40 protein-coding genes are annotated in these 26,257 nt (G+C 48.9%); 39 read left to right on the top strand and 1 reads right to left on the bottom strand.

Annotated features, from left to right (window positions below):
• Positions 1 to 4 precede the first annotated feature (4 nt).
• The 33 genes from rplB to EKM84_RS07350 all read left to right on the top strand — a co-directional run bounded on the left by rplB (position 5) and on the right by EKM84_RS07350 (position 18,926).
• Complete coding sequence (rplB, locus tag EKM84_RS07510; protein ID WP_125765155.1) at positions 5 to 853, top strand: 50S ribosomal protein L2; 849 nt, start codon at positions 5 to 7, stop codon at positions 851 to 853.
• Between the two features lie 81 nt (positions 854 to 934).
• Positions 935 to 1,210: a 30S ribosomal protein S19 gene (gene rpsS, locus EKM84_RS07505; protein ID WP_048735499.1), complete on the top strand. Its 276-nt coding sequence runs from the start codon at positions 935 to 937 to the stop codon at positions 1,208 to 1,210.
• Positions 1,211 to 1,227: 17 nt separating this feature from the next.
• Positions 1,228 to 1,584, top strand: coding sequence for a 50S ribosomal protein L22 (gene rplV, locus EKM84_RS07500; RefSeq protein ID WP_125765154.1), 357 nt, complete (start codon positions 1,228 to 1,230; stop codon positions 1,582 to 1,584).
• A gap of 3 nt (positions 1,585 to 1,587) precedes the next feature.
• Positions 1,588 to 2,247, top strand: coding sequence for a 30S ribosomal protein S3 (rpsC, locus tag EKM84_RS07495; protein WP_125582378.1), 660 nt, complete (start codon positions 1,588 to 1,590; stop codon positions 2,245 to 2,247).
• 2 nt (positions 2,248 to 2,249) lie between these two features.
• Entirely contained in the window at positions 2,250 to 2,684 is a 435-nt protein-coding gene (gene rplP / locus EKM84_RS07490; RefSeq protein ID WP_125765153.1) for a 50S ribosomal protein L16, read from the top strand.
• On the top strand, positions 2,674 to 2,868 hold the full coding sequence (gene rpmC, locus EKM84_RS07485) for a 50S ribosomal protein L29 (protein ID WP_125582382.1): 195 nt from the start codon (positions 2,674 to 2,676) through the stop codon (positions 2,866 to 2,868). Before rplP ends, rpmC begins: the two co-directional genes overlap by 11 nt.
• A gap of 28 nt (positions 2,869 to 2,896) precedes the next feature.
• Positions 2,897 to 3,163 (top strand): 30S ribosomal protein S17, encoded by a 267-nt coding sequence (gene rpsQ / locus EKM84_RS07480; protein WP_048735510.1) that lies wholly within the window; start codon positions 2,897 to 2,899, stop codon positions 3,161 to 3,163.
• Positions 3,164 to 3,212: 49 nt separating this feature from the next.
• Positions 3,213 to 3,581, top strand: coding sequence for a 50S ribosomal protein L14 (gene rplN, locus EKM84_RS07475; protein WP_048735513.1), 369 nt, complete (start codon positions 3,213 to 3,215; stop codon positions 3,579 to 3,581).
• Between the two features lie 34 nt (positions 3,582 to 3,615).
• Positions 3,616 to 3,927, top strand: a complete 312-nt coding sequence (rplX, locus tag EKM84_RS07470; RefSeq protein ID WP_125582384.1) for a 50S ribosomal protein L24 — start codon at positions 3,616 to 3,618, stop codon at positions 3,925 to 3,927.
• Between the two features lie 25 nt (positions 3,928 to 3,952).
• Positions 3,953 to 4,495, top strand: a complete 543-nt coding sequence (gene rplE / locus EKM84_RS07465) for a 50S ribosomal protein L5 (protein ID WP_125765152.1) — start codon at positions 3,953 to 3,955, stop codon at positions 4,493 to 4,495.
• A gap of 20 nt (positions 4,496 to 4,515) precedes the next feature.
• Positions 4,516 to 4,701 (top strand): type Z 30S ribosomal protein S14, encoded by a 186-nt coding sequence (locus EKM84_RS07460; RefSeq protein WP_082153261.1) that lies wholly within the window; start codon positions 4,516 to 4,518, stop codon positions 4,699 to 4,701.
• A gap of 34 nt (positions 4,702 to 4,735) precedes the next feature.
• A complete protein-coding gene (gene rpsH / locus EKM84_RS07455) occupies positions 4,736 to 5,134 on the top strand; it encodes a 30S ribosomal protein S8 (protein ID WP_048735521.1) in 399 nt (132 codons plus the stop codon).
• A 30-nt stretch (positions 5,135 to 5,164) separates the two neighbouring features.
• A complete protein-coding gene (gene rplF / locus EKM84_RS07450) occupies positions 5,165 to 5,701 on the top strand; it encodes a 50S ribosomal protein L6 (RefSeq protein WP_125765151.1) in 537 nt (178 codons plus the stop codon).
• 37 nt (positions 5,702 to 5,738) lie between these two features.
• Positions 5,739 to 6,104, top strand: a complete 366-nt coding sequence (gene rplR, locus EKM84_RS07445; RefSeq protein ID WP_275404329.1) for a 50S ribosomal protein L18 — start codon at positions 5,739 to 5,741, stop codon at positions 6,102 to 6,104.
• 22 nt (positions 6,105 to 6,126) lie between these two features.
• Complete coding sequence (gene rpsE / locus EKM84_RS07440; RefSeq protein ID WP_125765150.1) at positions 6,127 to 6,630, top strand: 30S ribosomal protein S5; 504 nt, start codon at positions 6,127 to 6,129, stop codon at positions 6,628 to 6,630.
• 14 nt (positions 6,631 to 6,644) lie between these two features.
• Positions 6,645 to 6,827, top strand: a complete 183-nt coding sequence (gene rpmD, locus EKM84_RS07435; RefSeq protein ID WP_125765149.1) for a 50S ribosomal protein L30 — start codon at positions 6,645 to 6,647, stop codon at positions 6,825 to 6,827.
• 35 nt (positions 6,828 to 6,862) lie between these two features.
• Positions 6,863 to 7,297, top strand: coding sequence for a 50S ribosomal protein L15 (gene rplO / locus EKM84_RS07430; RefSeq protein WP_125765148.1), 435 nt, complete (start codon positions 6,863 to 6,865; stop codon positions 7,295 to 7,297).
• Complete coding sequence (secY, locus tag EKM84_RS07425; RefSeq protein WP_125765147.1) at positions 7,297 to 8,607, top strand: preprotein translocase subunit SecY; 1,311 nt, start codon at positions 7,297 to 7,299, stop codon at positions 8,605 to 8,607. The genes rplO and secY overlap by 1 nt, the downstream gene beginning before the upstream one ends.
• Positions 8,608 to 8,697: 90 nt before the next feature.
• Entirely contained in the window at positions 8,698 to 9,348 is a 651-nt protein-coding gene (locus EKM84_RS07420; RefSeq protein WP_308439862.1) for an adenylate kinase, read from the top strand.
• A gap of 164 nt (positions 9,349 to 9,512) precedes the next feature.
• On the top strand, positions 9,513 to 9,731 hold the full coding sequence (gene infA / locus EKM84_RS07415) for a translation initiation factor IF-1 (RefSeq protein ID WP_011668477.1): 219 nt from the start codon (positions 9,513 to 9,515) through the stop codon (positions 9,729 to 9,731).
• A 29-nt stretch (positions 9,732 to 9,760) separates the two neighbouring features.
• Complete coding sequence (gene rpmJ / locus EKM84_RS07410; RefSeq protein ID WP_011668476.1) at positions 9,761 to 9,880, top strand: 50S ribosomal protein L36; 120 nt, start codon at positions 9,761 to 9,763, stop codon at positions 9,878 to 9,880.
• Positions 9,881 to 9,906: 26 nt separating this feature from the next.
• Positions 9,907 to 10,272, top strand: coding sequence for a 30S ribosomal protein S13 (rpsM, locus tag EKM84_RS07405; protein WP_125765145.1), 366 nt, complete (start codon positions 9,907 to 9,909; stop codon positions 10,270 to 10,272).
• Between the two features lie 17 nt (positions 10,273 to 10,289).
• Entirely contained in the window at positions 10,290 to 10,679 is a 390-nt protein-coding gene (rpsK, locus tag EKM84_RS07400; protein WP_125574870.1) for a 30S ribosomal protein S11, read from the top strand.
• An 87-nt stretch (positions 10,680 to 10,766) separates the two neighbouring features.
• Positions 10,767 to 11,717 (top strand): DNA-directed RNA polymerase subunit alpha, encoded by a 951-nt coding sequence (locus tag EKM84_RS07395; protein WP_125765144.1) that lies wholly within the window; start codon positions 10,767 to 10,769, stop codon positions 11,715 to 11,717.
• Positions 11,718 to 11,747: 30 nt separating this feature from the next.
• Positions 11,748 to 12,131, top strand: coding sequence for a 50S ribosomal protein L17 (gene rplQ, locus EKM84_RS07390; protein WP_020090123.1), 384 nt, complete (start codon positions 11,748 to 11,750; stop codon positions 12,129 to 12,131).
• Between the two features lie 323 nt (positions 12,132 to 12,454).
• A complete protein-coding gene (locus tag EKM84_RS07385; protein ID WP_125765143.1) occupies positions 12,455 to 13,291 on the top strand; it encodes an energy-coupling factor ABC transporter ATP-binding protein in 837 nt (278 codons plus the stop codon).
• Positions 13,267 to 14,139 carry an energy-coupling factor ABC transporter ATP-binding protein gene (locus EKM84_RS07380; RefSeq protein ID WP_125765142.1) on the top strand — a complete coding sequence of 291 codons (873 nt, stop codon included), beginning with the start codon at positions 13,267 to 13,269 and terminating at the stop codon, positions 14,137 to 14,139. The genes EKM84_RS07385 and EKM84_RS07380 overlap by 25 nt, the downstream gene beginning before the upstream one ends.
• Positions 14,132 to 14,932, top strand: coding sequence for an energy-coupling factor transporter transmembrane component T family protein (locus EKM84_RS07375; RefSeq protein WP_125765141.1), 801 nt, complete (start codon positions 14,132 to 14,134; stop codon positions 14,930 to 14,932). Before EKM84_RS07380 ends, EKM84_RS07375 begins: the two co-directional genes overlap by 8 nt.
• A gap of 9 nt (positions 14,933 to 14,941) precedes the next feature.
• Complete coding sequence (truA, locus tag EKM84_RS07370; protein ID WP_125765140.1) at positions 14,942 to 15,739, top strand: tRNA pseudouridine(38-40) synthase TruA; 798 nt, start codon at positions 14,942 to 14,944, stop codon at positions 15,737 to 15,739.
• Between the two features lie 138 nt (positions 15,740 to 15,877).
• Entirely contained in the window at positions 15,878 to 16,321 is a 444-nt protein-coding gene (rplM, locus tag EKM84_RS07365) for a 50S ribosomal protein L13 (RefSeq protein WP_125765139.1), read from the top strand.
• Positions 16,322 to 16,335: 14 nt separating this feature from the next.
• Positions 16,336 to 16,728, top strand: a complete 393-nt coding sequence (gene rpsI, locus EKM84_RS07360; protein WP_011668466.1) for a 30S ribosomal protein S9 — start codon at positions 16,336 to 16,338, stop codon at positions 16,726 to 16,728.
• A gap of 167 nt (positions 16,729 to 16,895) precedes the next feature.
• Positions 16,896 to 18,248 (top strand): TrkH family potassium uptake protein, encoded by a 1,353-nt coding sequence (locus EKM84_RS07355; protein ID WP_125765138.1) that lies wholly within the window; start codon positions 16,896 to 16,898, stop codon positions 18,246 to 18,248.
• 12 nt (positions 18,249 to 18,260) lie between these two features.
• Entirely contained in the window at positions 18,261 to 18,926 is a 666-nt protein-coding gene (locus EKM84_RS07350) for a potassium channel family protein (protein ID WP_125765137.1), read from the top strand.
• Between the two features lie 72 nt (positions 18,927 to 18,998).
• Here EKM84_RS07350 and asnA read toward each other — a convergent pair whose 3' ends face one another.
• Entirely contained in the window at positions 18,999 to 20,009 is a 1,011-nt protein-coding gene (gene asnA, locus EKM84_RS07345; RefSeq protein ID WP_125765136.1) for an aspartate--ammonia ligase, read from the bottom strand.
• A gap of 614 nt (positions 20,010 to 20,623) precedes the next feature.
• On the opposite strand from asnA, the gene EKM84_RS14420 reads away from it, so the two are divergent.
• From EKM84_RS14420 to rfbB, 6 genes are all read left to right on the top strand, one after another.
• On the top strand, positions 20,624 to 20,749 hold the full coding sequence (locus tag EKM84_RS14420; RefSeq protein ID WP_263853625.1) for a hypothetical protein: 126 nt from the start codon (positions 20,624 to 20,626) through the stop codon (positions 20,747 to 20,749).
• Complete coding sequence (locus EKM84_RS07340; RefSeq protein WP_125765135.1) at positions 20,733 to 21,206, top strand: hypothetical protein; 474 nt, start codon at positions 20,733 to 20,735, stop codon at positions 21,204 to 21,206. Before EKM84_RS14420 ends, EKM84_RS07340 begins: the two co-directional genes overlap by 17 nt.
• A 185-nt stretch (positions 21,207 to 21,391) precedes the next feature.
• A complete protein-coding gene (locus EKM84_RS07335; RefSeq protein ID WP_125765134.1) occupies positions 21,392 to 22,807 on the top strand; it encodes an APC family permease in 1,416 nt (471 codons plus the stop codon).
• A 54-nt stretch (positions 22,808 to 22,861) separates the two neighbouring features.
• The gene (locus EKM84_RS07330; protein ID WP_125765133.1) at positions 22,862 to 23,881 is read left to right on the top strand and encodes a lipoate--protein ligase; all 1,020 of its coding nucleotides are present in this window, start codon (positions 22,862 to 22,864) and stop codon (positions 23,879 to 23,881) included.
• Positions 23,882 to 24,056: 175 nt separating this feature from the next.
• Positions 24,057 to 25,133, top strand: a complete 1,077-nt coding sequence (locus tag EKM84_RS07325; RefSeq protein ID WP_125765132.1) for an LCP family protein — start codon at positions 24,057 to 24,059, stop codon at positions 25,131 to 25,133.
• A 67-nt stretch (positions 25,134 to 25,200) separates the two neighbouring features.
• Positions 25,201 to 26,229: a dTDP-glucose 4,6-dehydratase gene (gene rfbB, locus EKM84_RS07320; protein ID WP_125765131.1), complete on the top strand. Its 1,029-nt coding sequence runs from the start codon at positions 25,201 to 25,203 to the stop codon at positions 26,227 to 26,229.
• Positions 26,230 to 26,257: the final 28 nt, after the last annotated feature.

The following is a 26,257-nucleotide window of genomic DNA, read 5'->3' as shown; positions in this document are numbered from 1 at the left end:
TAACGTGGCGATTAAGAAATACAAACCAACAAGCAATGGTCGTCGTAACATGACGAGCTTGGTTTACAAAGACGTCATCACTAAGACGACTCCTGAAAAGTCATTGCTTGATTCACAAAGTCACTCTGCTGGCCGTAACAACGCTGGTAAGATGACTGTCCGTCATCGTGGCGGTGGTAACAAGCGTCAATACCGGATCATCGATTTCAAGCGGATTAAGGATGATGTTCCAGCAACGGTTAAGGCTATCGAATATGATCCTAACCGGACTGCTAACATTGCATTATTAGTTTACGCTGATGGTGTTAAGTCATACATCATTGCACCTAAGGGCTTAAAGGTTGGCGCACAAGTTCAATCTGGTCCAGAAGCTGATATCAAGGTCGGTAACACTTTACCATTGAAGAACATTCCTTTTGGGACTGTCATTCACAACATCGAATTGAAGCCTGGTAAGGGTGGCCAATTGGTCCGTTCTGCTGGTACTTCAGCTCAATTGTTAGGTAAAGCTAACGACGAAAAGTACGTGTTAGTTCGTTTATCTTCCGGTGAAGTTCGGATGATCTTAAACGTTAACCGTGCAACTATCGGTGCCGTAGGTAACGAAGAACATGAATTAGTTAACGTTGGTAAAGCTGGCCGTAACCGTTGGGCTGGTCAACGTCCTCACGTTCGTGGTTCTGTTATGAACCCTAACGATCACCCACATGGTGGTGGTGAAGGTAAAGCACCTGTTGGTTTACCATCTCCTCTTTCTCCATGGGGTAAGAAGACTGTTGGTAAGAAGACACGTTCTAAGAAGAACAAGACTGAGAAGTTCATTGTTCGTCACCGTAAAGGTTCTAAGATGTAATCAACATCCGATACTTCGGATGTACAGAGACCTGGTTGTCATCGGCTTAACCGATGCGCCACAAGTAGAGGAGGTTTCATAATGGGTCGTAGTTTGAAAAAAGGACCTTTCGCCGATGCGCACTTACTGAAAAAGGTTGATGCGCAAAAGGATCAAGACAAAAAGGCTGTCATCAAGACCTGGTCCCGTCGGTCTACTATTTTCCCTAGCTTTGTTGGTTTAACTATTGCTGTATATGATGGACGGAAGCACGTACCAGTTTACGTTCAAGAAGATATGGTAGGCCACAAGCTTGGCGAATTCGTACCAACCCGGACATTCCGTGGTCATGGTGGCGACGACAAGAAAACTCGTTGATAAGGAGGATTTAACAAATGGCTGAACAAGTTACATCAGCGCAAGCAACTGCTAAAACAGTTCGTATTGCAGCTCGCAAAATTCGCCTTGTCATCGATCTTATCCGCGGCAAGAGCGTCGCTGAAGCAATTGCAATTTTAAAGTTCACACCCCGTGGTGCTTCACCGGTTGTGGAAAAAGTTTTAAACTCTGCTATTGCTAACGCAGAAAACAATTTTGATTTAGATCGTCAAGATCTAATCGTTAGCGAAGCCTATGTGAACGAAGGACCAACCCTCAAGCGGTTCCGTCCTCGTGCCAAAGGCTCTGCTTCACCAATCAACAAACGTACGAGTCACATTACGGTTGTTGTATCTGAAAAAGAGGAGGGATAACGCGTGGGTCAAAAAGTAAATCCAACTGGATTACGGGTCGGTATCATTCGCGACTGGGAAGCAAAGTGGTATGCTGAAAAGGATTTCGCTGCTTACCTGAAGGAAGACCTTCAAATCCGTAAATTTATCGAAAAGCGTCTCGTTGACGCATCTGTATCAACTGTTGAGATTGAACGGGCTGCAAACCGCGTCAACATCTCAATCCACACTGCTAAGCCAGGGATGGTTATTGGTAAGGGTGGTTCCGAAGTCGAAAATCTCCGTAAGGAATTGAACGACTTGACTGGCAAGCGTGTCCACATCAACATCGTGGAAATCAAAAAGCCAGACTTGGATGCCAAGTTGGTCGGCGAAAACATTGCTCGTCAATTGGAAGGCCGTGTTGCATTCCGTCGCGCTATGCGTGGAACGATGCAACGGACTATGCGTTCTGGCGCCAAGGGTGTTAAGACGCAAGTTGCTGGTCGTTTAAACGGTGCTGACATGTCCCGTGTCGAAAGCTATGCTGAAGGTACGGTTCCTCTGCACACGTTGCGTGCTGACATTGATTACGCTTGGGTTGAAGCGCACACTACTTATGGTTCTTTAGGTGTTAAAACCTGGATCTACCGTGGTGAAATTCTTCCCGAAAAGAAACAATCTAACGGACAAGGAGGGAAATAAACATGCTGGTACCTAAGCGAGTAAAGTTCCGTCGTGTCCACCGTGGTAAGCTTCGCGGCGAAGCCAAGGGTGGTAAGAGCGTTGCCTTCGGCGATTACGGTTTGCAAGCGTTGGATTCCAAGTGGATCACCAACCGTCAAATCGAAGCTGCCCGTGTGGCAATTACACGTTACATGAAGCGTGGTGGGAAAGTTTGGATTAAAATTTTCCCTCACAAATCCTACACTGCTAAAGGTGTTGGGGTTCGGATGGGTAATGGTAAAGGTACGCCTGATGGCTGGGTAGCCCCAGTTAAGCGCGGTAAGATTATGTTTGAAGTGGGTGGCGTTTCTGAAGAAACTGCCCGCGAAGCATTACGCCTGGCTGCCATGAAACTTCCCGTTCGTACGAAAGTTTTAGCACGAGAGGAAGTAGGTGGCGAATCAAATGAAAATTAAAGAAATCAACGAATTAACCACTGCTGAAATGCTCGATAAAGAAAAGAGCTACAAGGACGAATTATTTAACCTGCGTTTCCAATTAGCTACTGGTCAATTGGAAAACACTGCACGGTTGAAGCAAGTTCGGAAGAACATTGCGCGGATTAAGACCGCTCTTCGCCAACAAGAACTGAACAAGTAGAATACGATAAGAAGGAGGTCACTAATACATGAGTGATGCACGTAATAACCGCAAGGTTTACCGTGGTCGTGTCGTTTCCGACAAAATGGAAAAGACGATCACTGTCGTTGTAGAAACGACGAAGACTGATGCACGATATGGCAAGCGTGTCAAGTACTCCAAGAAGTACAAGGCACATGACGAAAACAACGAAGCCCACACAGGCGATATTGTTGAAATCATGGAAACTCGTCCTCTGTCTGCTACCAAGCGGTTCCGCTTAGTCGACATTGTTGAAAAAGCAGTAATCATTTAGGTGTCGTTTTATCGTATTCTGAATTAGAACTGAAGGGAGGACACTTACAGTGATCCAACAAGAAAGTCGCTTAAAGGTAGCTGATAACTCTGGCGCCCGCGAAATTTTGACCATTAAGGTTCTGGGTGGCTCCAAGCGTCGCTACGCTGGAATCGGTGATGTCATTGTCGCTACTATCAAACAAGCAACACCAGGTGGCGTTGTCAAAAAAGGTGACGTTGTGAAAGCCGTTGTCGTACGTACGAAGTCTCGTGTACGTCGTAACGACGGTTCATACATCAGCTTTGATGAAAATGCTGCAGTGCTGATCAAAGACGATAAGAGCCCACAAGGGACTCGGATCTTCGGACCAGTTGCACGTGAATTACGTGACAACGATTTCATGAAGATTATCTCATTAGCACCCGAAGTACTGTAATTAAGAAACGTTTAACAAGGAGGTGCCCACAGGAATGCTTATTAAAACTGGTGACAAGGTCCGCGTGATCGCTGGCAAAGATAAAGGCAAAGAAGGAACTGTATCTAAGGTCCTGAATGCTAAGAACCGCGTGATCGTTAAAGGTATCAACATGATTAAGAAGCACCAAAAAGCTACTCAATCAAACCCCCAAGGCGGGATCATTGATATCGAAGCGCCAATTCACGCATCCAACGTTATGCTCATCGATCCTTCGAACAACGAACCAACCCGGCTTGGCGTTCGAGTAGAAGATGGTCACAAAGTCCGTTTCGCTAAGAAGTCCGGCGAAACCATCGACAAATAATCTTTGAAAGGAGGAACATAATTTCATGTCAGCTCGTTTAAAAGAAAAATTCGTAAATGAAATTACCCCATCATTGGTGGAAAAGTTCAGTTACAGTTCTGTAATGCAAACGCCGAAGATCGAAAAGATCGTTTTGAACATGGGTGTTGGTGATGCTGTTTCCAACGCTAAGAACCTGGACGAAGCCGTTGAAGAGTTGGGTTTGATTTCTGGTCAAAAGCCATTGGTTACTAAGGCCAAGAAGTCAATCGCCACTTTCCGTCTTCGTGAAGGTATGTCAATCGGTGCTAAGGTTACCCTCCGTGGTGACCGGATGTACGAATTCCTGGACAAGTTAATCAACGTGTCATTGCCACGTGTTCGTGACTTCCGTGGTGTAAGTACCCGGGCCTTTGATGGTCGTGGGAACTACACTCTGGGTGTTAAGGAACAATTGATTTTCCCAGAAATTAACTTTGATAACGTTAACCGTGTTCGTGGTTTGGACATCGTTATCGTTACGACGGCTAACACTGATGAAGAGTCACGTGAATTACTGACTCAATTCGGTATGCCGTTTGCACACTAATAAAAGGAGGTTCACACAAATTGGCTAAGAAATCTCAAATTGCTAAGAACAAGCGTCCTGCGAAGTTCTCTACTCAGAATTATACTCGTTGCGAACGTTGTGGACGTCCACACTCTGTTTATCAAAAGTTCCATCTTTGCCGTATCTGCATGCGGGAATTAGCCCACAAGGGTCAAATTCCTGGCATGAAGAAGGCTAGTTGGTAAAACGGAATTTTAAACAAAGGGAGGGTAAACGTTAATGTCCATGACTGATCCTATTGCAGACTTCTTGACGCGGATTCGTAACGCGAACATGGTTCGCCACGAATCACTCGAAGTACCTGCATCAACAATTAAACGCGACATCGCTGAAATCCTGAAGCGCGAAGGTTTCATCCGCAACGTTGAATACATCGATGATGACAAGCAAGGCATCATCCGCGTATTCCTCAAGTACGGTAAGGATAACCAACGTGTCATCAGTGGTTTAAAGCGTATTTCAAAGCCCGGCTTACGTTCATACGTTAAGGCCGACGCTGTACCAAAGGTATTAAACGGTTTGGGTATCGCTATTATCTCCACCTCTGAAGGTGTAATTACTGATAAAGAAGCGCGCGCCAAGAAAATCGGTGGCGAAGTTCTCGCCTACGTTTGGTAAAACTTTTAAGAAGATAGGAGGTGCCTTACAGTGAGTCGTATTGGTTATAAAACTGTCAACGTCCCAGCCGGCGTTGAAGTTAAACGCGATGGTGATCAAGTAACGGTTAAGGGTCCTAAGGGTTCCTTAACTCGGACTTTCTCTGACTTCATTACGATGAAGATCAGCGACGGTGCAGTTGACTTTGATCGTCCAGATAACAACAACAAGACGCGGGCCCTTCATGGGACTCAGCGGGCTAACTTGAACAACATGGTTGAAGGTGTTGTCAATGGCTTTGCTAAGACCTTGAAGCTGGTCGGTGTTGGTTACCGTGTTCAAGCTAAGGGTAAGACCTTGGTATTGAGCGTTGGTTATTCCAACCCAGTTGAAATGGCTATCCCAGAAACCTTGGAAATTAAGGTTCCGGATAACACCACTATCAACATTTCCGGTATTAGTAAGCAAGAAGTCGGTGACTTCGCTGCTGAAATCCGTGCCGTTCGTTCACCAGAACCTTACAAGGGTAAAGGTATCCGTTACGAAAACGAATATGTTCGTATCCGTGAAGGTAAGACTGGTAAGTAACATTAACGCAGCTTAATGCTGATAATTCTACAAAGAGGTGACTATTTTGATTACGAAACCAGATAAGAATAAGACACGTCAAAAGCGTCATATGCGTGTCCGGAACAAAATTTCTGGAACTGCAGAACGCCCACGCTTAAACGTTTTCCGCTCTAACAAAAACATCTACGCTCAAGTCATTGATGACGTAGCGGGTGTCACGCTTGTTAGTGCCTCGACGTTAGATAGTGATGTGAATGGCGACAACAAGACCGACCAAGCTAAGGCTGTTGGTGTTTTAGTTGCTAAGCGCGCTGTCGAAAAGAAAATTAGCAATGTTGTGTTTGATCGTGGTGGGTACTTGTACCATGGCCGTGTTCAAGCATTGGCAGAAGCTGCTCGCGAAAACGGGCTGAAATTTTAACAGTAAGGAGGAATAACCACACATGGCAAAATTTATTGATCCTGACAAGTTAGAGCTTGAAGACAACGTCGTTGCTATCAACCGTATCACTAAGGTTGTAAAGGGTGGCCGTCGTCTCCGGTTCTCTGCTCTTGTCATCGTCGGCGATAAGAACGGTCACGTTGGCTTTGGTACTGGTAAAGCTCAAGAAGTTCCAGAAGCTATCCGTAAAGCCGTTGAAGCCGCTCGTAAGAACCTGATCGAAGTACCTATCGTGGGAACGACCATTCCTCACGAAGTTCTCGGTTCATACGGTGGGGGCAAGATTATGCTCAAGCCTGCCGCTGAAGGTTCCGGGGTTACTGCTGGTGGCTCAGTTCGTTCCGTCATGGAATTAGCTGGTGTCGCTGACGTTACTTCTAAGCGTTTAGGTTCTAACACGCCAGTCAACGCTGTCCGGGCCACCTTTGATGGTTTGGCTCAGTTGAAGCGTGCTGAAGAAGTTGCCGCTCTCCGTGGTGTCTCTCTTCAACACTTAGCTGAATAAGGAGGGGTATTAAAATGGCTCAATTAAAAGTTACTTTAATTCATAGTGTTGCTCACCGCCTCCCTAAACAGCGGAAGATTGTGGAAGCTTTAGGTTTACACCGTGTTAACAGCACGGTTTTACAACCGGACAATGAAGCTACCCGCGGTGCGCTTTTCCAAGTTGCACATTTAATTAAGGTTGAAGAAGTTAAATAGTTTTCATATCATTAAATAAGGAGGTGCGCAATAGCATGAAGTTGAATGAATTAAAACCTGCTGAAGGCTCACGGAAGGTTCGTAACCGGGTTGGCCGTGGTGATTCATCTGGTAATGGTAAGACCTCTGGTCGTGGCCAAAAGGGTCAAAAGGCTCGTAGCAAGACTCGTTTGGGTTTTGAAGGTGGCCAAATGCCATTGTACCGTCGGATCCCAAAGCGTGGGTTTACCAACATTAACCGTAAGGAATTTGCTGTCGTAAACTTAGCTGCTTTGAACGTCTTTGATGATGGTGCTGAAGTGACTCCAGCTACCCTGGTTGAAGCCGGTATCGTTAAAAACGAAAAGTCCGGTGTTAAGATCTTGGGTAACGGTGAGTTAACGAAGAAGTTGACGGTGAAAGCCGCTAAGTTCTCCAAGTCAGCCGCCCAAGCTATCAAGGCTGCTGGTGGTAAAACTGAGGTGATTTAATGCTATCAAGCTTGAAAAACGCCTTTAAGATTAAAGACATTCGTAAAAAAATTCTCTTTACTCTATTGGTTTTGATTGTCTTTCGGTTGGGTACTTATATTACCGTCCCCGGCATTAACGCAAAGGCACTTCAAAGCGTTGCGTCTTCTGGATTGGTTAGTATTTTAGATACCTTCAGTGGTGGTGGGTTAACAAACTATTCCATCTTTGCGATGGGGGTTTCACCATACATCACTGCACAAATCGTTATTCAATTGCTACAAATGGACATCGTTCCGCGTTTCGTTGAATGGAGCAAGCAAGGGGATACTGGTCGACGGAAATTGAATCAAGCCACACGATACTTAGCGATTGCATTAGCATTCGTTCAATCCATCGGTATCACGGCTGGTTTCAGTGCCTTAAGTTCACTGAAATTAGTTCAAAATCCAAGCGTTGCAACGTACTTATCAATCGGGTTAATTCTGACTGGTGGGACGATGTTAACCACTTGGATGGGTGATATGATTACAGATCGTGGGTTAGGGAACGGGATTTCAATGATTATCTTTGCGGGTATCATTGCTCGGACCCCAACTTCTGTTTACAAGCTTTACCAAACTTACTTTGTCGACGCCGATAAGGGAACCTTGTGGAAGAGTGTTATCTTCGTCTTAGCTTTAATCGTCTTGGTTCTGGTCATTGTGACCTTTACCACCTGGGTTCAGCAAGCCGAACGGCGTGTCCCTATGCAATATACACGTCGCGTATCTGGTTCGCCAGATAGTAGCTACCTTCCATTAAAGGTTAACGTTGCCGGGGTTATCCCCGTCATCTTCGCGAGTTCGTTTATTGCCACGCCACAGACTATTCTGATGGCGTTCCAAAACACCCACTCTCAAGATGCTTGGTACCAAACCTTAACGGATGTCTTCAACATGCAAACGTTCGATGGTGCCATTTTGTACACTGTTCTGATCATTGTGTTCACGTTCTTCTATGCGTTCGTGCAAGTTAACCCAGAAAAGTTAGCTGAGAACCTGCAAAAGCAGGGGAGCTACATTCCTGGTGTTTGGCCTGGTCACGAAACACAATCATATGTTTCCAACTTATTGATGCGTCTCAGCACTGTTGGGGCACTCTTCCTTGGATTCATTTCCTTGATTCCGTTATTAGCCCAAAACCTTTGGGACTTAGATGAGTCAATTGGTTTAGGTGGTACCAGCCTCTTAATCGTCGTTGGTGTTGCTATCGAAACCATGCGGCAAGTTGACGGATTAATGATGAAGCGCGAATACGTTGGCTTTATCCAAGATCCAGAACCAGCTTAATGAGTTTCCAGCGGGTGTGTTGATCTATTTAGCACACCTGCTTGTGTTTTTCGGGCAAATTTTCGAATAAGGAGAACGAACATGACAGCAATGAATTTGATCCTCATGGGTTTACCAGGTGCCGGTAAAGGTACTCAAGCCGAAAAGATTATCAAGGAGTTCCACTTACCGCATATTTCTACGGGAGACATCTTCCGTGAAGCGATGAAGAACGAAACTGAAATGGGCTTGGCTGCTAAGAAGTTCATCGATAAAGGTGAACTGGTACCGGACGAAGTGACGAACGGCATTGTTCGTGACCGGTTAGCTCAGGATGATACCAAAGACGGGTTCATGTTGGATGGGTTCCCCCGTTCCATTGTTCAAGCCGAAGCGTTAAACACGTTTGGCCCTGAACTGGATCGGACCATCAACGCCGTGATCAATATTCACGTTGAGCCAGATGTCTTGGTTGAACGCCTTTCTGGTCGTTATATCTGCCGCAACTGTGGGGCAACCTACCATAAGCTGTACAAACAGCCTAAAGTTGAAGGCACTTGTGATGTCTGTGGTAGTCATGACTTCTATCAACGGGAAGACGATAAGCCTGAAACGGTGAAGAATCGTTTGGCAGTGAATTTGAAAGCAAATACACCGCTGATCGAGTACTACACCAAGAAGGACTTATTGTTCACTGTTGATGGTGACCGTGACATCGATGACGTGTACGTCGACATCGAAAAGATCCTGAAGAACCTGTAGGAAGTGTCATACTTCTTGCGTCTTCGTGAGAATTATGGTAAGCTTATTCAGGTTTAGCCTGTAAATGGCGCGCTGTCGCAATTCACAGGTGCTAGGTGGGGGCAAGTTGTTGTCTCTACCGCTTTTACGTGTACTTTACACGCAATTAAAAGGGAGGTACTTTCGTGGCGAAAAGCGATGTCATCGAAGTCGAAGGTAAAGTTACCGAAACATTGCCTAACGCAATGTTCCGGGTCGAATTAGAAAACGGTCATGAGATTCTCGCTCACGTTTCCGGTAAGATTCGGATGCACTACATCCGGATTCTGCCTGGTGACCGAGTAACTGTTGAAATGTCACCGTATGACTTGTCTAAAGGCCGGATTACTTATCGGTTTAAGTAACCGCCTGGACAGATGTAGGAGGGATATTCATGAAAGTAAGACCATCAGTTAAGCCAATGTGCGAACACTGCAAGGTTATCAAGCGTAAGGGTCGAGTAATGGTTATTTGCTCAGCCAACCCTAAGCATAAACAACGCCAGGGTAAGTAATTTCAATTTATAGGAGGTGCACTTAAATGCCACGTATTGCTGGAGTGGATTTACCACGTGATAAGAAAATCGCTTACGGTTTAACTTACATTTTTGGTATTGGTATCAACACCGCGCACAAGATTGTTGCGGATGCTGGAGTATCAGAAGACGTTCGGGTTCGCGATATGACACCTGATCAAGAAGACAAGATTCGTGCCGAAGTTGACAAGTACAAGGTCGAAGGTGACTTACGTCGTGAAGTTAGCCTGAACATCAAGAACTTGCAAGAAATCGGTTCTTATCGTGGAATGCGTCACCGTCGCGGTTTGCCTGTTCGCGGCCAACACACCAAAAACAATGCCCGCACTCGGAAGGGTAAAGCCGTTTCCGTTGCAGGTAAGAAGAAGTAAAGGAGGGTTATCACTTTATGGCTACTAGAAAAACTAGTCGCAAGCGTCGGGTCAAGAAGAATATTGAATCCGGTGTTGCACACATCCATGCTACGTTTAACAACACATTAGTTATGATCACTGACGTTCAAGGGAACGCTATTGCTTGGTCATCAGCTGGTGCCTTAGGGTTCAAGGGTAGTCGGAAGTCAACGCCATTTGCTGCACAAATGGCCGCTGAAGCCGCTGCTAAAGCATCACAAGAACACGGTGTTAAGTCCGTTGAAGTTGCTGTCAAGGGTCCTGGTTCAGGACGTGAAGCTGCTATCCGGGCAATCCAAGCTGCTGGTATCGAAGTTACGGCTATTCGTGACGTTACGCCAGTGCCTCATAATGGTACTCGTCCTCCAAAGCGCCGTCGGGTTTAACGTGAGCGTTTCATTAATGAGGGCAACCTTCATGATGGGATTGACTTATAGGAGCTCAACGCGGTTTGAAAGGGGTAAACGATAAGAATGATTGAATTTGAAAAGCCTAACATTCATAAAATTGACGAAAGTAGCAACTACGGTAAGTTTGTTGTTGAACCGTTGGAACGTGGTTACGGGACAACGCTTGGCAATTCCTTACGTCGGATTCTGCTTTCATCATTACCTGGTGCAGCTGTTACCAGCATTCAAATCGACGGGGTTCTGCATGAGTTTTCGACTGTCGAAGGAGTCGTAGAAGACGTCACGCAAATCATCTTGAACGTTAAGAAGATTGCGCTGAAGTTGAACGGTGCCGACGATCAGGAAGAAACGATGGAGATCAACGTTAAGGGACCTGCTCAAATCACTGCTGGTGATATTGTTGCTGGTGCCGACGTTGACGTTTTGAACCCAGATCTGTACATTGCTACAGTTGCAGATGGGGCAACGTTCCACATGCGAATGACTGCAGATAAGGGCCGGGGATATGTCTCTGCTGACGAGAACAAAACTCGTAACACTGATATGCCAATTGGTGTCTTAGCTGTGGATTCCATTTACACCCCAATCGAACGGGTTAACTACCAAGTAGAGAATGCACGGGTTGGCCAACGGGCTGACTACGATAAATTGACCCTGGATGTTTGGACGAATGGTTCAATTAATCCAAGCGAAGCCATTGCTCTGGCTGCAAAGATCTTGACCGAACATTTGGCTATGTTTGTCGACCTGACTGACGAAGCTAAGAATGCGGAAATCATGGTTGAAAAGGAAGAAACTCACAAGGAAAAGATGCTTGAGATGACCATCGAAGAGCTCGACTTGTCCGTTCGTTCTTACAACTGCTTGAAGCGTGCTGGTATCAACACGGTCCAAGAATTGAACAACAAGACTGAAGCAGACATGATGAAGGTTCGTAACTTGGGTCGCAAGTCCCTTGAAGAAGTTAAGGCTAAGTTAGCTGACTTAGGTTTGTCACTTCGGAAGGAAGACTAATTTTAGACACTCAAAGGAGGGTTTCTGGTTATGAGTTACCGTAAATTACAACGGACTAGTTCTCAACGTCGTGCCTTATTACGCGATTTGACCACTAGTTTAATCTTGAACGGCCGCATTGAAACGACCGAAGCACGCGCTAAGGAAGTTCGCAAGACGGCTGACCAAATGATTACCTTGGGTAAGCAAGGCGACTTACACGCTCGTCGTCAAGCCGCTGCTTTCATCCGTAACGTTGTTGCAGATGTTAAAGAAGATGGCGACGATGTCGTTGTCACTAGTGCTTTACAAAAGGTATTTAGCGAATTGGCACCTAAGTACGCTGATCGTAACGGTGGTTACACGCGTATCTTAAAGACGATGCCTCGTCGCGGTGATGGCGCTGCTATGGCCATCTTGGAATTTGTTGACTAATTTTAGTTAGACAGTTCAAGGAGTGATCACGTCCTTAAACGTGGTGAATCGGTTACAAATTAATCACTAGAACTATGTGGTATAGAGCGCTATGATGATGGGGAATTCTTTCCGAGTCTAGCTTGAATGGGGGCATATGCCTCAGCGCCGCTGGTTTGTTAGTGATTTTTTTTGTGCCGATTTTTTGCGTTCTCAGGATTTTTGGGCGCGTGATGACGGAGGCTTTCACAATCTGGTAACAAAACTGGCGGAACACTTCGGTATTGTCCAAAACTTTGATATAATTAGCGGTGACTTTTTCACTAGGAGAATTAATAACGCGGATGGCAAATATCATTGAAGTGAAGCATCTTTCATATAAATATGGCGAAGAACAACGGCCGGCGTTAAAGGACGTTAGTTTCGACGTACACGCTGGTGAGTGGTTAGCCATTGTCGGGCACAACGGTAGCGGCAAATCGACCTTAGCGAAGTCCCTAGACGGTTTATTGCCGTTCACTGAAGGTACCGTCACTGTGGATGGCGTTAAGCTAACGCCGGAAACCGTTTGGGACGTTCGGAGTAAGATTGGCATGATTTTTCAAAATCCTGACAATCAGTTCGTCGGTGCGACCGTTGAGGATGATGTTGCCTTTGGACTGGAGAATCGCCAAGTGCCACGGACTACAATGTTGCCCCGTGTTAAGGCGGCACTGGCTGAAGTTGGCATGGCTGACTTTGCTCAGCGTGAACCCAGTTCACTGTCCGGTGGGCAAAAACAACGGGTGGCGTTGGCTGGGATTGTAGCTATTGCACCAGAAATTCTGATCCTGGATGAGGCAACCAGCATGTTGGATCCCCGGGGACGAAGTGATATGTTGGCGCTGGTTCGTCAGCTACGAGAACGGCAACATCTGACGGTTATTTCTATCACGCATGACATTGACGAAGCCGCCGGAGCTGACCGCATTTTAGTTATTGATGATGGGCAGCTGATTGAAGAAGCGCAGCCGGCGACAATTTTTGCGCGGGGGGCAGGTCTCATTGAGATGGGGCTTGATCTACCGTTTACAGCAAACTTAAAACAGGCCTTGCAGCAGCGCGGCATCACCCCCCCAGCGGGGTACCAAACGACGGCGGAAATGGAGGAATGGTTGTGGCAATCTCTTTCGAACACGTAACCTATACGTACCAGGCTGGCACACCCATGGCCCACACCGCCATCGAAGACGTTTCCTTTTCGGTGCCCGATCACGGCTACCTAGCCATCATTGGGCATACTGGGAGTGGCAAATCGACGCTGATTCAGCAGCTGAATGCGTTGTTCAAACCCACTGCCGGGGAGATTCACGTGGATGACTTTACCGTGACGCCGAGTACGACTAACGCGGACCTCAAGCCGTTGCGGCAACACGTGGGCATGGTGTTTCAGTTCCCCGAAAGCCAGTTATTTGAGGAGAACATTCGCAAGGATATTGCCTTTGGGCCCCAAAATTTTGGCATGAGTGAGGCGGATGCTAATGCGTTGGCCGACGAAATGTTAACCACAGTGGGGCTTGACGCAAGTTACGCTGAGCGGTCACCGTTTGAACTTTCTGGTGGACAGATGCGTCGGGTCGCCATTGCCGGCGTTTTGGCGATGCGGCCGCGGGTGTTGGTGTTAGACGAGCCGACCGCGGGACTCGATCCCCAGGGGCGGCAAGCGATGATGGCGTTGTTTGAGCGGCTGCACCGAGAACAGGGGCTAACAATTGTGTTGGTCACTCATCAGATGGAAGACGTCGCCCAGTATGCCGAGCAGGTCGCCGTAATGCGTGAGGGCAAGCTTGTGAAGTATGGCCGGCCACAGGAGGTCTTTGCGGACCCCGATTGGTTACGCGCCAATCAGCTGGATGTTCCTCGAGCGGCTCAGTTTGCGCAGCGGTTGGCCCAGCGCGGCTTAACGTGGGACCCCTTACCCCTAACGGCTGAACAGCTAGCTGATCAAATCGCGGCACGGTGGCCAGCAAAGGGGGCCGACCATGTCTAAATTTATCTTTGGGCGGTATTTGCCATTGAATTCGGTCGTTCATCGACTGGACCCCCGGGCAAAGCTGATGTTGAGCTTTTGTTATATCATTTTAGTTTTTCTGGCGAACAATCCCTTGAGTTATGCGATTTTGATTGCGCTGACGATTGGGTCGATTCTCGCGTCTAAAATTAGTTTGGGCTTTTTCCTGCGGGGGATTCGGCCGTTACTGTGGTTGATCGTCTTTACCGTGATTTTACAGCTATTGTTCAGTCCGGTTGGCGGGCGTACGTACTTTCACTGGGCCTTTATTAATGTGACCCAGTTTGGCCTGATCAATGCGGGCTATATTTTCATTCGTTTTTTGCTCATTATTATGATGTCAACCTTGTTGACGCTGTCGACGCAGCCCCTGGACATTGCGACCGGCCTGGCTTCTTTGATGAAACCCTTGCGGTGGGTTCGGGTGCCCGTGGATACGCTGGCCATGATGCTGTCGATTGCGCTGCGGTTCGTGCCGACGTTGATGGATGAAGCTGAGAAGATTATGAATGCGCAGCGGGCCCGAGGGGTGGACTTTGGCGAAGGTGGTCTATTTAAACAGGCCAAGTCCCTGATTCCGTTGATGGTGCCCCTGTTTATGAGTGCCTTTAACCGGGCCGAAGACCTCTCGACGGCGATGGAAGCGCGGGGGTATCAGGACAGCGAGCACCGCACGCAGTATCGTATTTTAACGTGGCAGAAGCGAGACACAATCACGTGGTTATTATTTTTACTTGGATTTGCGGCGATTCTCGCTTGTCGTCGTTGGTAGGAGGATCTGATGCAACGCTATAAAGTAACTTTTATGTATGATGGGACTGACTTCGCTGGTTTCCAGCGGCAGCCGCACAAACGCACGGTGGAGAGTGTGCTGACGAAGGTCATCAATAAAATGGCCAAGAATCCCACTCCCGCCATCGTCATCTACGGGTCAGGGCGGACCGACGCTGGTGTCCATGCTTTGGCGCAGGTGGCCCATTTCGACTTTCCCTTTGACATTCCCGCGGAGAACATGCGCAAGGGCTTAAACAGCATGCTACCGATGGATATGGAGGTCACCAAGGTCGAGTTGGCCGCACCAGACTTTCATGCGCGCTACAACGTGTCAGGCAAGCGGTATCTTTACCGGATGGACATGGGGGAGTTCCGCAACCCGTTCAAACGAAATTACACCGGCCAATGGAAGTTTCCCGTTGATCTGGAAAAAATTAAGATTGCTTTGCAGGATTTAATTGGGGAGCATGATTTCACTAGCTTTGTGGCCTCCGGGGCACAGACGCGAACCTTTGTCCGGACTATTTACGAGGCTACTTGCCACATCGATCAGGCCAACAATGAATTGGTCTTTGAATTTTATGGCAATGGGTTTATGTACAATCAAGTGCGAATCATGGTCGGCGTCCTAGTCGAAATTGGCTCCGGGACGCGGCCCGTGCATGATATTTTACGTTTGTACGAAGTCAAGGACCGCAAGCAGGCTCGGCGAACGGTCCCCGCGGCTGGACTATATTTGAAACACGTGTATTATCAAGGAGAGGACCCGGCGCATCCGACGAAATTACCCCAACATCAGCGGTAAATTTCGTTCGGGGGACAAACAATCATTGACTTTATGGGTAAAACTTTGTATTATGGTTGTTGGTATTGTTTGCCCCACGATAAGCCCCGGAAAGTTTACTTGGTGTCAGACAAACACAGATTTATGGAGGAATTTAACGTGCGTACAACTTATATTGCAAAACCTAGCGACATTGATCGCAAATGGTACATTGTCGACGCAACCGACGTTAGTTTAGGTCGGCTTGCTTCAGTCGTTGCATCTGTATTACGTGGTAAGAACAAGCCAACGTTCACCCCTAACGTGGACACTGGTGATAACGTAATCATCATCAACGCTAGCAAAGTCGCTTTAACTGGCCGTAAGGCTACCGACAAGATTTACTATCACCACACTGGTTTTCCTGGTGGCTTAAAGTCACGGACTGCCGGTAACTTCCGGGCCGAAAACCCAGAAAAGTTGATCGAAACTTCTGTACAAGGCATGCTTCCTAAGAACTCCTTAGGTCACCAAATGGCATTGAAGCTTCACGTGTATGCTGGTGAAGACCACAAGCACGAAGCACAAAAGCCAGAAGTATTAGACATTACTAACCTTATCTAAGGAGGAAAACCAAATTGGCACAAGTTCAATATCGCGGCACTGGCCGTCGTAAAAACTCCTCTGCTCGTGTACGTTTAGTACCCGGCTCAGGCAAAATTGTTATGAACAACAAGGCAATCGAAGATTACATTCCATTCGCAAGTATCCGTGAAGTTGTTTTACAACCATTCAACGTTACGGAAACGCTCGGTAACTATGATGCATTAGTTACTGTTCGCGGTGGTGGGTTCTCCGGTCAAGCCGGCGCAACTCGTCATGGGATTGCTCGGGCATTGCTCGAAGTTGACCCAGATTTCCGTGGCCCATTGAAGCGTGCGGGTCTCTTGACTCGTGACGCTCGTATGAAGGAACGGAAGAAGCCAGGTCTGAAGAAGGCACGTAAGGCTTCACAATTCTCAAAGCGTTAATATTTCGATATTTACGATTTGGAAATCCTCACCATTCAGTTGGTGGGGATTTTTTTGTGCAATGCGGTCAACCGTTTGGGAGGTCAGTGGCCTGACTGGAAATGGGTATTGTTTTCCCCGCGTGATTGTCTTAAGCTGGAGAGAATAGCGAATAGGAATGGGAAATTATGGAAAAAATTACGCATTCAAGATTATTTGATACATTGTCCAAAAAGATGGTGTGGGGGTTCATCTTCCTGATTACGATTGGCACAGTGCTACTGAGTCTGCCTATCGCCACCAACGGGATGCGCGGCACCGCTTTTATTAACACCTTATTTACGGCGACCTCGGCCACCTGTATCACCGGGCTCACGGTCGTCAACACGGCCGAACACTGGTCTTTTTTTGGTCAGGTAGTCATTTTAGGCCTGTCCGAAATCGGGGCCTTGGGGTACATGACCTTCGCCGTGCTCCTCTTTAACATCATTCGGCGCAACCTCGACCTGTCGACGCAGCTGATGGTGAAGGAATCCCTGAATTTGGAAAATTTGAGCGACACCAAGAGCGTCATGAGATACGTTGTCGGCCTCTCTGCGCTCTTCCAGCTTGGGGGTGCGTGTTTACTCACGTTTGACTTTATTCCGCGCTACGGGTGGAAACGGGGGCTGTACGCGTCCGTCTACCATGCGGTGATGTCGTTTTGTAACGCCGGGTTCGATATTTTCGGGAATAGTCTAATGGGCTTTCGCGATGACTCGTACCTCCTGATTGTCACGATCATTCTGATTATTGGTGGGGGACTGGGCTTCTTGGTGTGGCGGGACCTCCTGCTGTATCATGAACGCAAACGTCTGAGCCTGAACTCGAAGCTCACGCTAGTCACGACCGGCACGTTGTTCGTCGTTGGGTTTGTCCTATTGCTGATCACGGAGCGGGACCTCTCGTTGTTGCCGAAGAACACGTCCTGGTTCAATCGGACCGTCAATACGTTGTTTCTCAGTGTGACGCCACGAACCGCGGGGCTGATTACCTTGCCAACCAATGACCTGCAGTCTGGGAGTATTTTTTTGATTATGATTCTGATGTTTGTCGGCGGGACGCCCGGATCGACTGCCGGGGGGATCAAGACCACCACGTTTGGGGTCTTGATGCTCCAAAGTATTGCCCAATTACGGGGCAAGAAGGACGTTGAATTCAGTCGTCGGCGTTTTAGTCAAACCAACATTAGCCGGGCGCTATTACTGGTCTTCTTGGCCAGTGTTGTGATTGTTGTGGCCACGCTGATCTTGACGCAGACGGAGAAGATTCCGAAGGGCTTTGGGCTCGAGTACATCGTGTTTGAAGTGCTGTCGGCGTTTGGGACCGTGGGGCTAAGCCTGGGCTTGACCCCGCATCTAACGGTGATTGGCAAACTAGTGATCATGATGCTGATGTTTGTCGGTCGGGTCGGCATTTTCACGTCGCTGTATTCACTGTCTAAGCGGCAGACCAAGGTCAACCTGATTCGTTATCCAGAAGAAAACATTTTAATTGGTTAGGAAGGTTTTACCATGACAAAGAAAAGTTTTGCGGTCCTGGGGCTCGGTCGGTTCGGTCAGAGCGTCGTGCAAACGCTTGTGGAGGCGCATCAGGACGTGCTCGCAGTGGATGTTCGTGAGGCGCCCGTCAACGAGATGATGGACATTGCCACGCAGACCCTGATTGCGGACACCCGCGATGAGGACGTCTTGCGGGGGCTGAACATCGACACCTTCGATTACGTCATTGTCGGCATCGGCAATAACATGGAAGCCAGCATTTTGACGACCATGCTGACCAAGGAACTCGGCGCCCAGAAGGTGATTGCCAAGGCCGAAACCAGCGACCACGGCCGCGTGCTGAAGCGTGTGGGGGCGGATCAGGTTATCTTCCCCGAACGCGACATGGGGCACAGCATCGTGCGTAAGCTCCTGTCGAATCACATTTTGAACTTTATTGATCTCAGCGATGAGTACACGCTGGCCGAAGTCGTGATCACCGACCCGAACTTTGTGAATCAGGACCTGGTCAAATTAAATCTGCGGCAACGCTTTGATTTGACCGTGATTGCGATTCAACACGGCCACGCCATCAACATCTCCCCGCAACCCACGGACATCGTGCAGCTGCATGACGTGCTAACGGTGGTCGGACCAATTGCGAACGTTGAGAAGTTGGATGAGACGTTAAAAAAATAGCCCTATATATAGAAAAGTCACGTGTCAAATAACCGGTTAGCGGCTATCTGACACGTGACTTTTTAGTTAGGATTAAAGTAAATGAATCCCGTTGGCTTCACATTTATCGATCATTTCTTGAGGCCACAGGGCAGCTTGGACTTCACCGACGTGGGCCTTACCCAACAATAACATGCAGAGACGGGATTGACCGATCCCACCACCAATGGTGTAAGGCACCTCTTCGTTCAAGACCATTTGGTGATAAGGGAGGCTGAGGCGGTCTTCGGCGTGGGCCAGCTTCAGTTGGCGCTTCATGGAAGCAGCGTCGACCCGGATGCCCATGCTGGAGATTTCGATGGCTTGTTGTAACGGTTCGTACCAGAACATGATGTCCCCGTTTAATTGCCAGTCATCGTAGTCGGGTGCGCGGCCGTCGTGACGTTTGCCACTCTTTAAGGCGTCCCCAATCTTCATCAGGAAGACACAACCGAGTTTCTTGCTAATGGCATTCTCGCGTTCACGGGGCGTCATGGTTGGGTACATGTCTTCCAATTCTTGCGTCGTGATGAAGTGAATTTCGTCTGGTAAGTGGTGCACGGCTTCGGGGAACTTGTACCAAACTTCGTGTTCCATGTGCTTGATCACCTTGAAGATGGTCCGCACCGTTTGCTTCAACGTGGCTTCGGTCCGTTCTTCCTTGGTGATGACCTTTTCCCAGTCCCATTGGTCCACGTAAGCGGAGTGGAAGTTGTCGAGGTCTTCGTCTTTACGGATGGCGTTCATGTTGGTGTATAGGCCTTCATGCAGGTTAAAGCCGTAACGCTTAAGCGCGACCCGCTTCCATTTTGCCAGGGAGTGGACGATTTCAATCGTATCGTCGGCGCCCATGTCGGCCATGGTGAAGGACACGGGTTTTTCGATGCCGTTCAAGTTGTCGTTTAACCCAGTGGCTTTTTCCACAAACATCGGGGCGGACAGGCGAGACAGGTTCAGTTGCTTACCGAATTCTTCTTGGAAAGTTTCCCGGATGTAACGAATGGCAGTCTGTGTTTCCCGAACGGACAATTTTGGATCGTATGATTTTGGAATAATTAAATGCATAAGCTTTTTCTCCTTCTTGGGGCCTGATTTAAGATAAAACAAAAAGGTTTTCCATCCCTTGTGTAAAATCAAGGGACGAAAAACCTTTTCGCGGTACCACCCAAGTTGTCGATCCAAATGATCGGCCAGCTCAATTAGAGTACAAACATACTCCACCGATGGTAACGTACCGGTTAACGGCTTACCCTAGCGTGACAGCGTCATTTCAGGAAGCAACTAAGAAAGTGTTTTTCGGAAAAATCAAGCACTGATTGGGTTTGCACTAAGTCCCAACTCACTGACAGGCTGATTAAACTTACTCCTCTTTCCTGCGTTTTTTATCTTGTGGCATTAATACTAGCACCATTTTGAAAATTGTAAATGCCTAAATTAGAATTTAGCGAGATTTTTTCTGGTTGGTCCCTCATCAAATAAACGGCACTAGTAGAAGAAAATGATCGGCCAAAAAATGTTGATTTTTTTGAGAACGGTGCCGCGACGGGGGTGAAATGGGGGTTTTGATAATTAAAATTATCAGAGTTTAAGATTCCCTGTAGGCGGGTGAAAAGGTCTAGACCCATCGTTAGTTGGCAGGGTATGCTGGGGATAATTTAAAAGAGTAGGGGATGACCAGCATGCACGTTGAGGACTTATTCATCATGACCGGCCAGTTGAATGGTGCGGCCAAGGCGTTGGAATTTGGCAGTACCGTGACCGAGCGGATTCACCCGCGGGAGGTTCCCCATGAAAATGACCGATGAGCAGTTGAAGGCCCTGATTCGCACGATTATTGTTCAGCTACGGGCCGCCGGTGTTCACGTGCGCGTCACTAGTCATCGGACGCCCAGCCTGTATTTACACCTGGACCATGATGTGTTGAAAGAGATTCGCATCAGTGATCATCACATGGGGCAAAAGTCCAAGCACCGGGTGGGGTATGACATCCTGATTGACCGGGACCGTCACCGCAAATATTCCGCGGCAACACGGTGTGTGGAATACGGTGCGAACAATGCGGCAACGGTCGTGACCAAGGCGATTGCTGACCGGGATCACAAGGTACGGGCGTTGGGGCCGCGGAATTATCAGCGGCTGGTGCAACTGGCCCAACGGCATCCCCAGCTTCCCCACAAGGAGGCGGCGTTTGAGAATAAGCTCAGTACTTTTCTGGATATGGCGCCGGTCGGTGGGGGACGGCGGGAACGACCGCGGATTTAGCACCGCTTTCTGAGAGATTAATGGCGTCAATTACTTCTCGGAAGCCTTGCCGGCAAAATCATGATCTAAGCCTATGGTTATCCGCTTTCATTCGATTTTTCTATTGACATTCCAACCAAATGTAACTAAACTATGATAATTGGTTTAATCAAATTCTCATTAATCATTTGGAAGGAGGGGTCGACTTGGGACGACCAAAGCAACTCTTTATTAAGAAACAGGTGCAGACGGATTTATACAAGAAAACGGGTCTTGAAAAGACGCTGACGGCGTTTAGTCTGACTACCATGGGGATTGGGGCCATCGTGGGGTCTGGGATCTTTATCACGCCCGGTTTGATTGCCGCCAACTATACCGGACCAGGGGTCATGTTGTCCTACCTGATTGCCGTTGTCGTTTGTGCGATGGCTGCCCTGTGTTACTCCGAGTTCTCCTCAACTATTCCACTTGCCGGGAGCGCGTACACCTATGTTTACGCGGTCTTTGGTGAGTTTGCCGCCTGGATTCTGGGGTGGGCGCTGATCTCTGAATACCTATTCGCGGTGTCCTCGGTGGCCGTGAGCTGGTCCTCTTATTTCCAGAACCTCTTAGCCGGTTTTGGTTTAAAACTCCCACCGTTCCTGCAGGCTGCGGCCGGGACCGCTGGGGTTAAGGGCGGCGGCATCGACGTCGTGGCCCTAGTCATCACCATGTTGGTGGCCTGGTTGCTCTCGAAGGGCATTCGGGAATCGGCCAAGATCAATAACATTATGGTGATCGTTAAAATCTTAGTCATTTTATTATTTATTGGTATTGCTATTTTTTACGTTAAACCAGCGAACTACAATCCGTTCTTACCCTTTGGAACGAGTGGTATCTTCAAAGGGGCGGCCGTGGCCTTTTACGCCTACATCGGGTTTGATGCCGTGTCGACCGCTAGTGAAGAAGTTAAGAACCCTAAGCGCAACATGCCGATTGGGATTATCAGTTCCCTCTTAGTGGCCGCCGTTTTGTACGTGAGTCTGTCGGCTGTGTTGGTCGGCGTGGTGCACTACACCAAGCTGAACGTGGCCGATCCCGTGGCCTTAGCGTTGACGTTGATTCATCAAAACTGGGCGTCCGGCGTAATCTCCTTTGGGGCCATCGTGGGGATGACGACCGTCTTGATCGTGATGTCCTACGGGGGCACGCGGCTATTATTTGCTATCAGCCGTGACGGTTTGTTGCCAGCCTCACTGAAGAAATTGAATCCGAAGACGCACGTGCCCGTGGCCAACACCTGGATATTCGGGGCCATTGCCAGTGTCTTTGCGGCCGTGATTCCCATCGATAAGATTGCGGAATTGGTCAACATCGGGACGTTGTCGGCGTTTGCCATGGTTTCATTGGGAATCGTCTTCCTCCGTCACGATGAACGGTTTAAGAACCTGGACACCTCGTTTAAGGTCCCCCTGTATCCGTACCTGCCAATTGCCTCATTCCTGGCGTGTGTCTACCTGATGACGCAGCTGCAGCCCTTTACCTGGGAAGCCTTTGGCGTCTGGGTCGTCATCGGCCTGATTGTTTACGTGTCTTATGGGTACCACCACAGTCGCGTCCGAGAAATTTCACAAGCCGGGTAACGCTTTCATTTTTCGTGGTAGAATAGTCATAGACTTATCGAGAGGGATGACTTGATGCGTTACCTAGCAAGCCCAAGTTTAGATATTCGCCAAAATTTGGCGATTGAAACGTACCTGATGGAACACGCCGATTTGACGGAACCCATCCTGTACTTCTATGTGAATTCACCGTGCATCATTGTCGGGCGTTATCAAAACGTTCTGGCAGAAATCAACCAACAATACGTGAAGGATCACAACATCATTTTGACCCGGCGGACGTCCGGTGGGGGCGCCGTGTACGACGATCTTGGCAACGTCAGCTTTAGCTTTATCACCAAGGATGATGGGGATGCCGTGGGTAACTTCAAGCGGTTCACCGATCCCGTGATTAAGGCCCTTCATCAAATGGGCGCGACCGGTGCTGCCATGACGGGGCGCAATGACCTGACGATTGACGGCAAGAAGTTCTCCGGCAACGCCATGCACGTCGAGAATGGTCGGATGTTTTCTCACGGCACCCTGATGTATGACGTGGACCAGTCACAGATTGCCCACGCCTTACAGGTCCCGGCTGATAAGTTGGCGACCAAGGGCATCAAGTCCGTGCGGAGTCGGGTCACTAACCTGAAACCTTACTGTGCGCCCGAGTACCAACACTTAACCATTGAAGAGTTCCGCGACACCTTGGCTAAAGAAATTCTGGGTGTCAGCGATTTAAGTCAGGCCCATCAATACGAGCTGACGGCGACCGATAAGGCTGGGGTGGAGGCCTTAGCCGACCAGTACTTTAACAATTGGGACTGGATCTACGGGAATGATCCGGCCTATTCGTTGACGCGTCGCCAGCATTTCCCAGCCGGCACCGTCGAGTTTGACCTCGATGTGGACCAGGGAAAAATCAAGGCCGTTCAGATTCACGGGGACTTCTTTGGCCAATTGCCGATTGAAGAGGTTACCCAACAGTTGACGGGAATTCCGTACACGCCGGCTGCGATTCAGGCGGTCTTTGATCAGTTGGATGTGGCTAGTTACTTTGGCAAGATTCCGGCCACTGACCTGGTCGATCTCTTGGCCAAGCAGCCTCAGGCTTAAGTGAAAGACGTCATCGAAGCGTTACTGTCGCGACGGTAGCGCTTTGCTTTTTTCTTAAGGTTCCGCAGAACTTAGGTCACGTTAAGACTTAACCCCTATAATGGTCAAGTCGATTATAAATAGAATCCGCCAGCCGTGACAATTCCGGCTGGGCTGAAAGGGTGGGTACCAAACCATGGAAATGGAAAAGCGGCAACGGCCGCGTCGTAAGAGACATCCAATTCGTAATATTATCATCATCTTGATCATTGCTTTAATCGGGGGTGGCGTGGCCTACGGGATGAAAAAGTACCAAGGCATCAAGGACAGCGTCGACCAGACCTACAAAGCCTCCGGGGTTAAGAAACTCCGGAACGTGAATCAGGTCCTAAAGGATAAGGAACCCGTGTCGATTCTCCTGATGGGGACGGATACCGGGGCTCTTGGCCGGACGTTTGCCGGGCGGACGGATAGTATGATGGTGGTTACCATCAATCCGACGACCAATAAGACCACAATTACCAGTCTGGCGCGGGATACGGCGGTCAACATTCCTGGTTACGAGGACTACGGGATTTCCAAGATCAACGCGGCCTATGCTTACGGAAAATCCAAGACGGCGATTACGACCGTGCAGGACATGTTGAACGTCCCAGTCGACTTCTATGCCATCATCAACATGGGTGGGATGGAAAAGATCATTGATGAGGTTGGCGGCGTGACGCTGAAGCCAACCCTGACCTTTAGTTACGGGGGTTACTCGTTTAAAAAGGGCGTACAGACCCACATGAACGGGAAAAAGGCCTTGGCCTACTCCCGGATGCGTGACGATGATCCACTCGGTGATTACGGGCGGCAGACGCGGCAACGGAAGGTCATCATGGCCTTACTTGGCAAGTCGAACTCAATTACATCGCTGTTAAATCAAAGCTTTATCAGTTCGTTATCCAAACAAACACAGACGGATCTGACCTTTAACGATTTGACGGCGCTGGCGACGAATTATCGTAAGGCAATCTCTAGCGTCAAGACGACTCACCTGCAAGGGACGAGCGAAACGATTAACGGCCAAAGCATGGAAGTGGCCTCAAAGACCGAGCTTCAGCGGGTGACGAATTATATTCGGAGCGCCCTGAGCTTGGCCCACAAGTCTACGGGGACCATTGCCCAGATGGACGCCACGTCTGGCACGACTGGGACCACGACAACGACCAGTTCTGACAATGGTGGCACGGGCGATTCCGGTAACGGTGGACCTGGTAACGGCTACTAAGTCAATAAATGAGGCACGACAATCCACTGGGGTTCTCGTGTCTTTTTACGTGAAGGGAGTTTTTGTGATGAGAGAGTTATTAGTGACCGGTGGCGCGGGCTTTATCGGGGCGAATTTTGTCCGATACGTGGTGGCCCACCAGCCCGACGTTCACGTGACCGTTTTGGATAAGCTGACCTATGCGGGGAACCGCGCGAACTTAGCCGGCTTGCCGGCCGACCGGGTGACCTTGGTGGTGGGGGACATCGCGGATGCCGTCGTCGTTGACCGGTTGGTGCGCGGCGCGGATGCGGTGATCAACTATGCTGCCGAGAGTCACAATGACCGCTCGCTGTTAGACCCGGCACCGTTTATGCAGACCAACATTATGGGGACCTACACCTTGTTGCAGGCTTGTCGGCAGTATGCCGTACGGTTCCATCAAATTTCCACCGATGAAGTCTACGGGGACCTACCGTTACGTCAGGACTTGCTCGGGCGTGGTGACGGGGCTGGTGAAAAGTTCACGCCCCAGTCGCGCTACGACCCCAGCAGTCCGTATTCGGCTTCCAAGGCCAGTGCCGACATGTTGGTGCGGGCCTGGGTGCGTTCGTTTGGACTCAAGGCGACAATTTCTAATTGTTCCAACAACTACGGACCGTATCAGTACGTGGAAAAATTTATTCCCCGTCAAATTACCAATATCCTGAGTCACCGGCGGCCAAAACTATACGGGGCCGGTGCCAACGTCCGGGATTGGATTCACGTGGATGACCATTCGCGCGCCGTTTGGACCATTTTGACACGCGGCAAGCTGGGGGAAACCTACCTGATTGGCGCTAACGGGGAACACAGCAATCGCGAGGTACTGGGGACTATTTTAAAGTTGATGGGCCAACCAGCCGATGCCTTTGATTATGTGCGCGACCGGCCGGGACACGATGTTCGGTACGCCATCGATGCCAGTTATCTCCAGCAGTCGTTGGGCTGGCAGCCACGCGTGACCGATTTCACGGCGGGCTTGCGGCAAACGATTGCCTGGTACCGGGCACACGAAGCGTGGTGGCGCGGGGATAAGGGCCAGGTGGAAGCTGATTACCGGGAGAATGGTCAGTAAAGCATAAAATATCTGACAGGTGCTTGCC

The sequence above is a fragment of the Levilactobacillus mulengensis genome (assembly GCF_003946045.1).
In the GTDB taxonomy this organism is placed as follows: Bacteria; Bacillota; Bacilli; order Lactobacillales; family Lactobacillaceae; genus Levilactobacillus; species Levilactobacillus mulengensis.
Note: the sequence above shows the minus strand (reverse complement) of the source record. Positions and strands in the feature narration are given on the sequence as shown.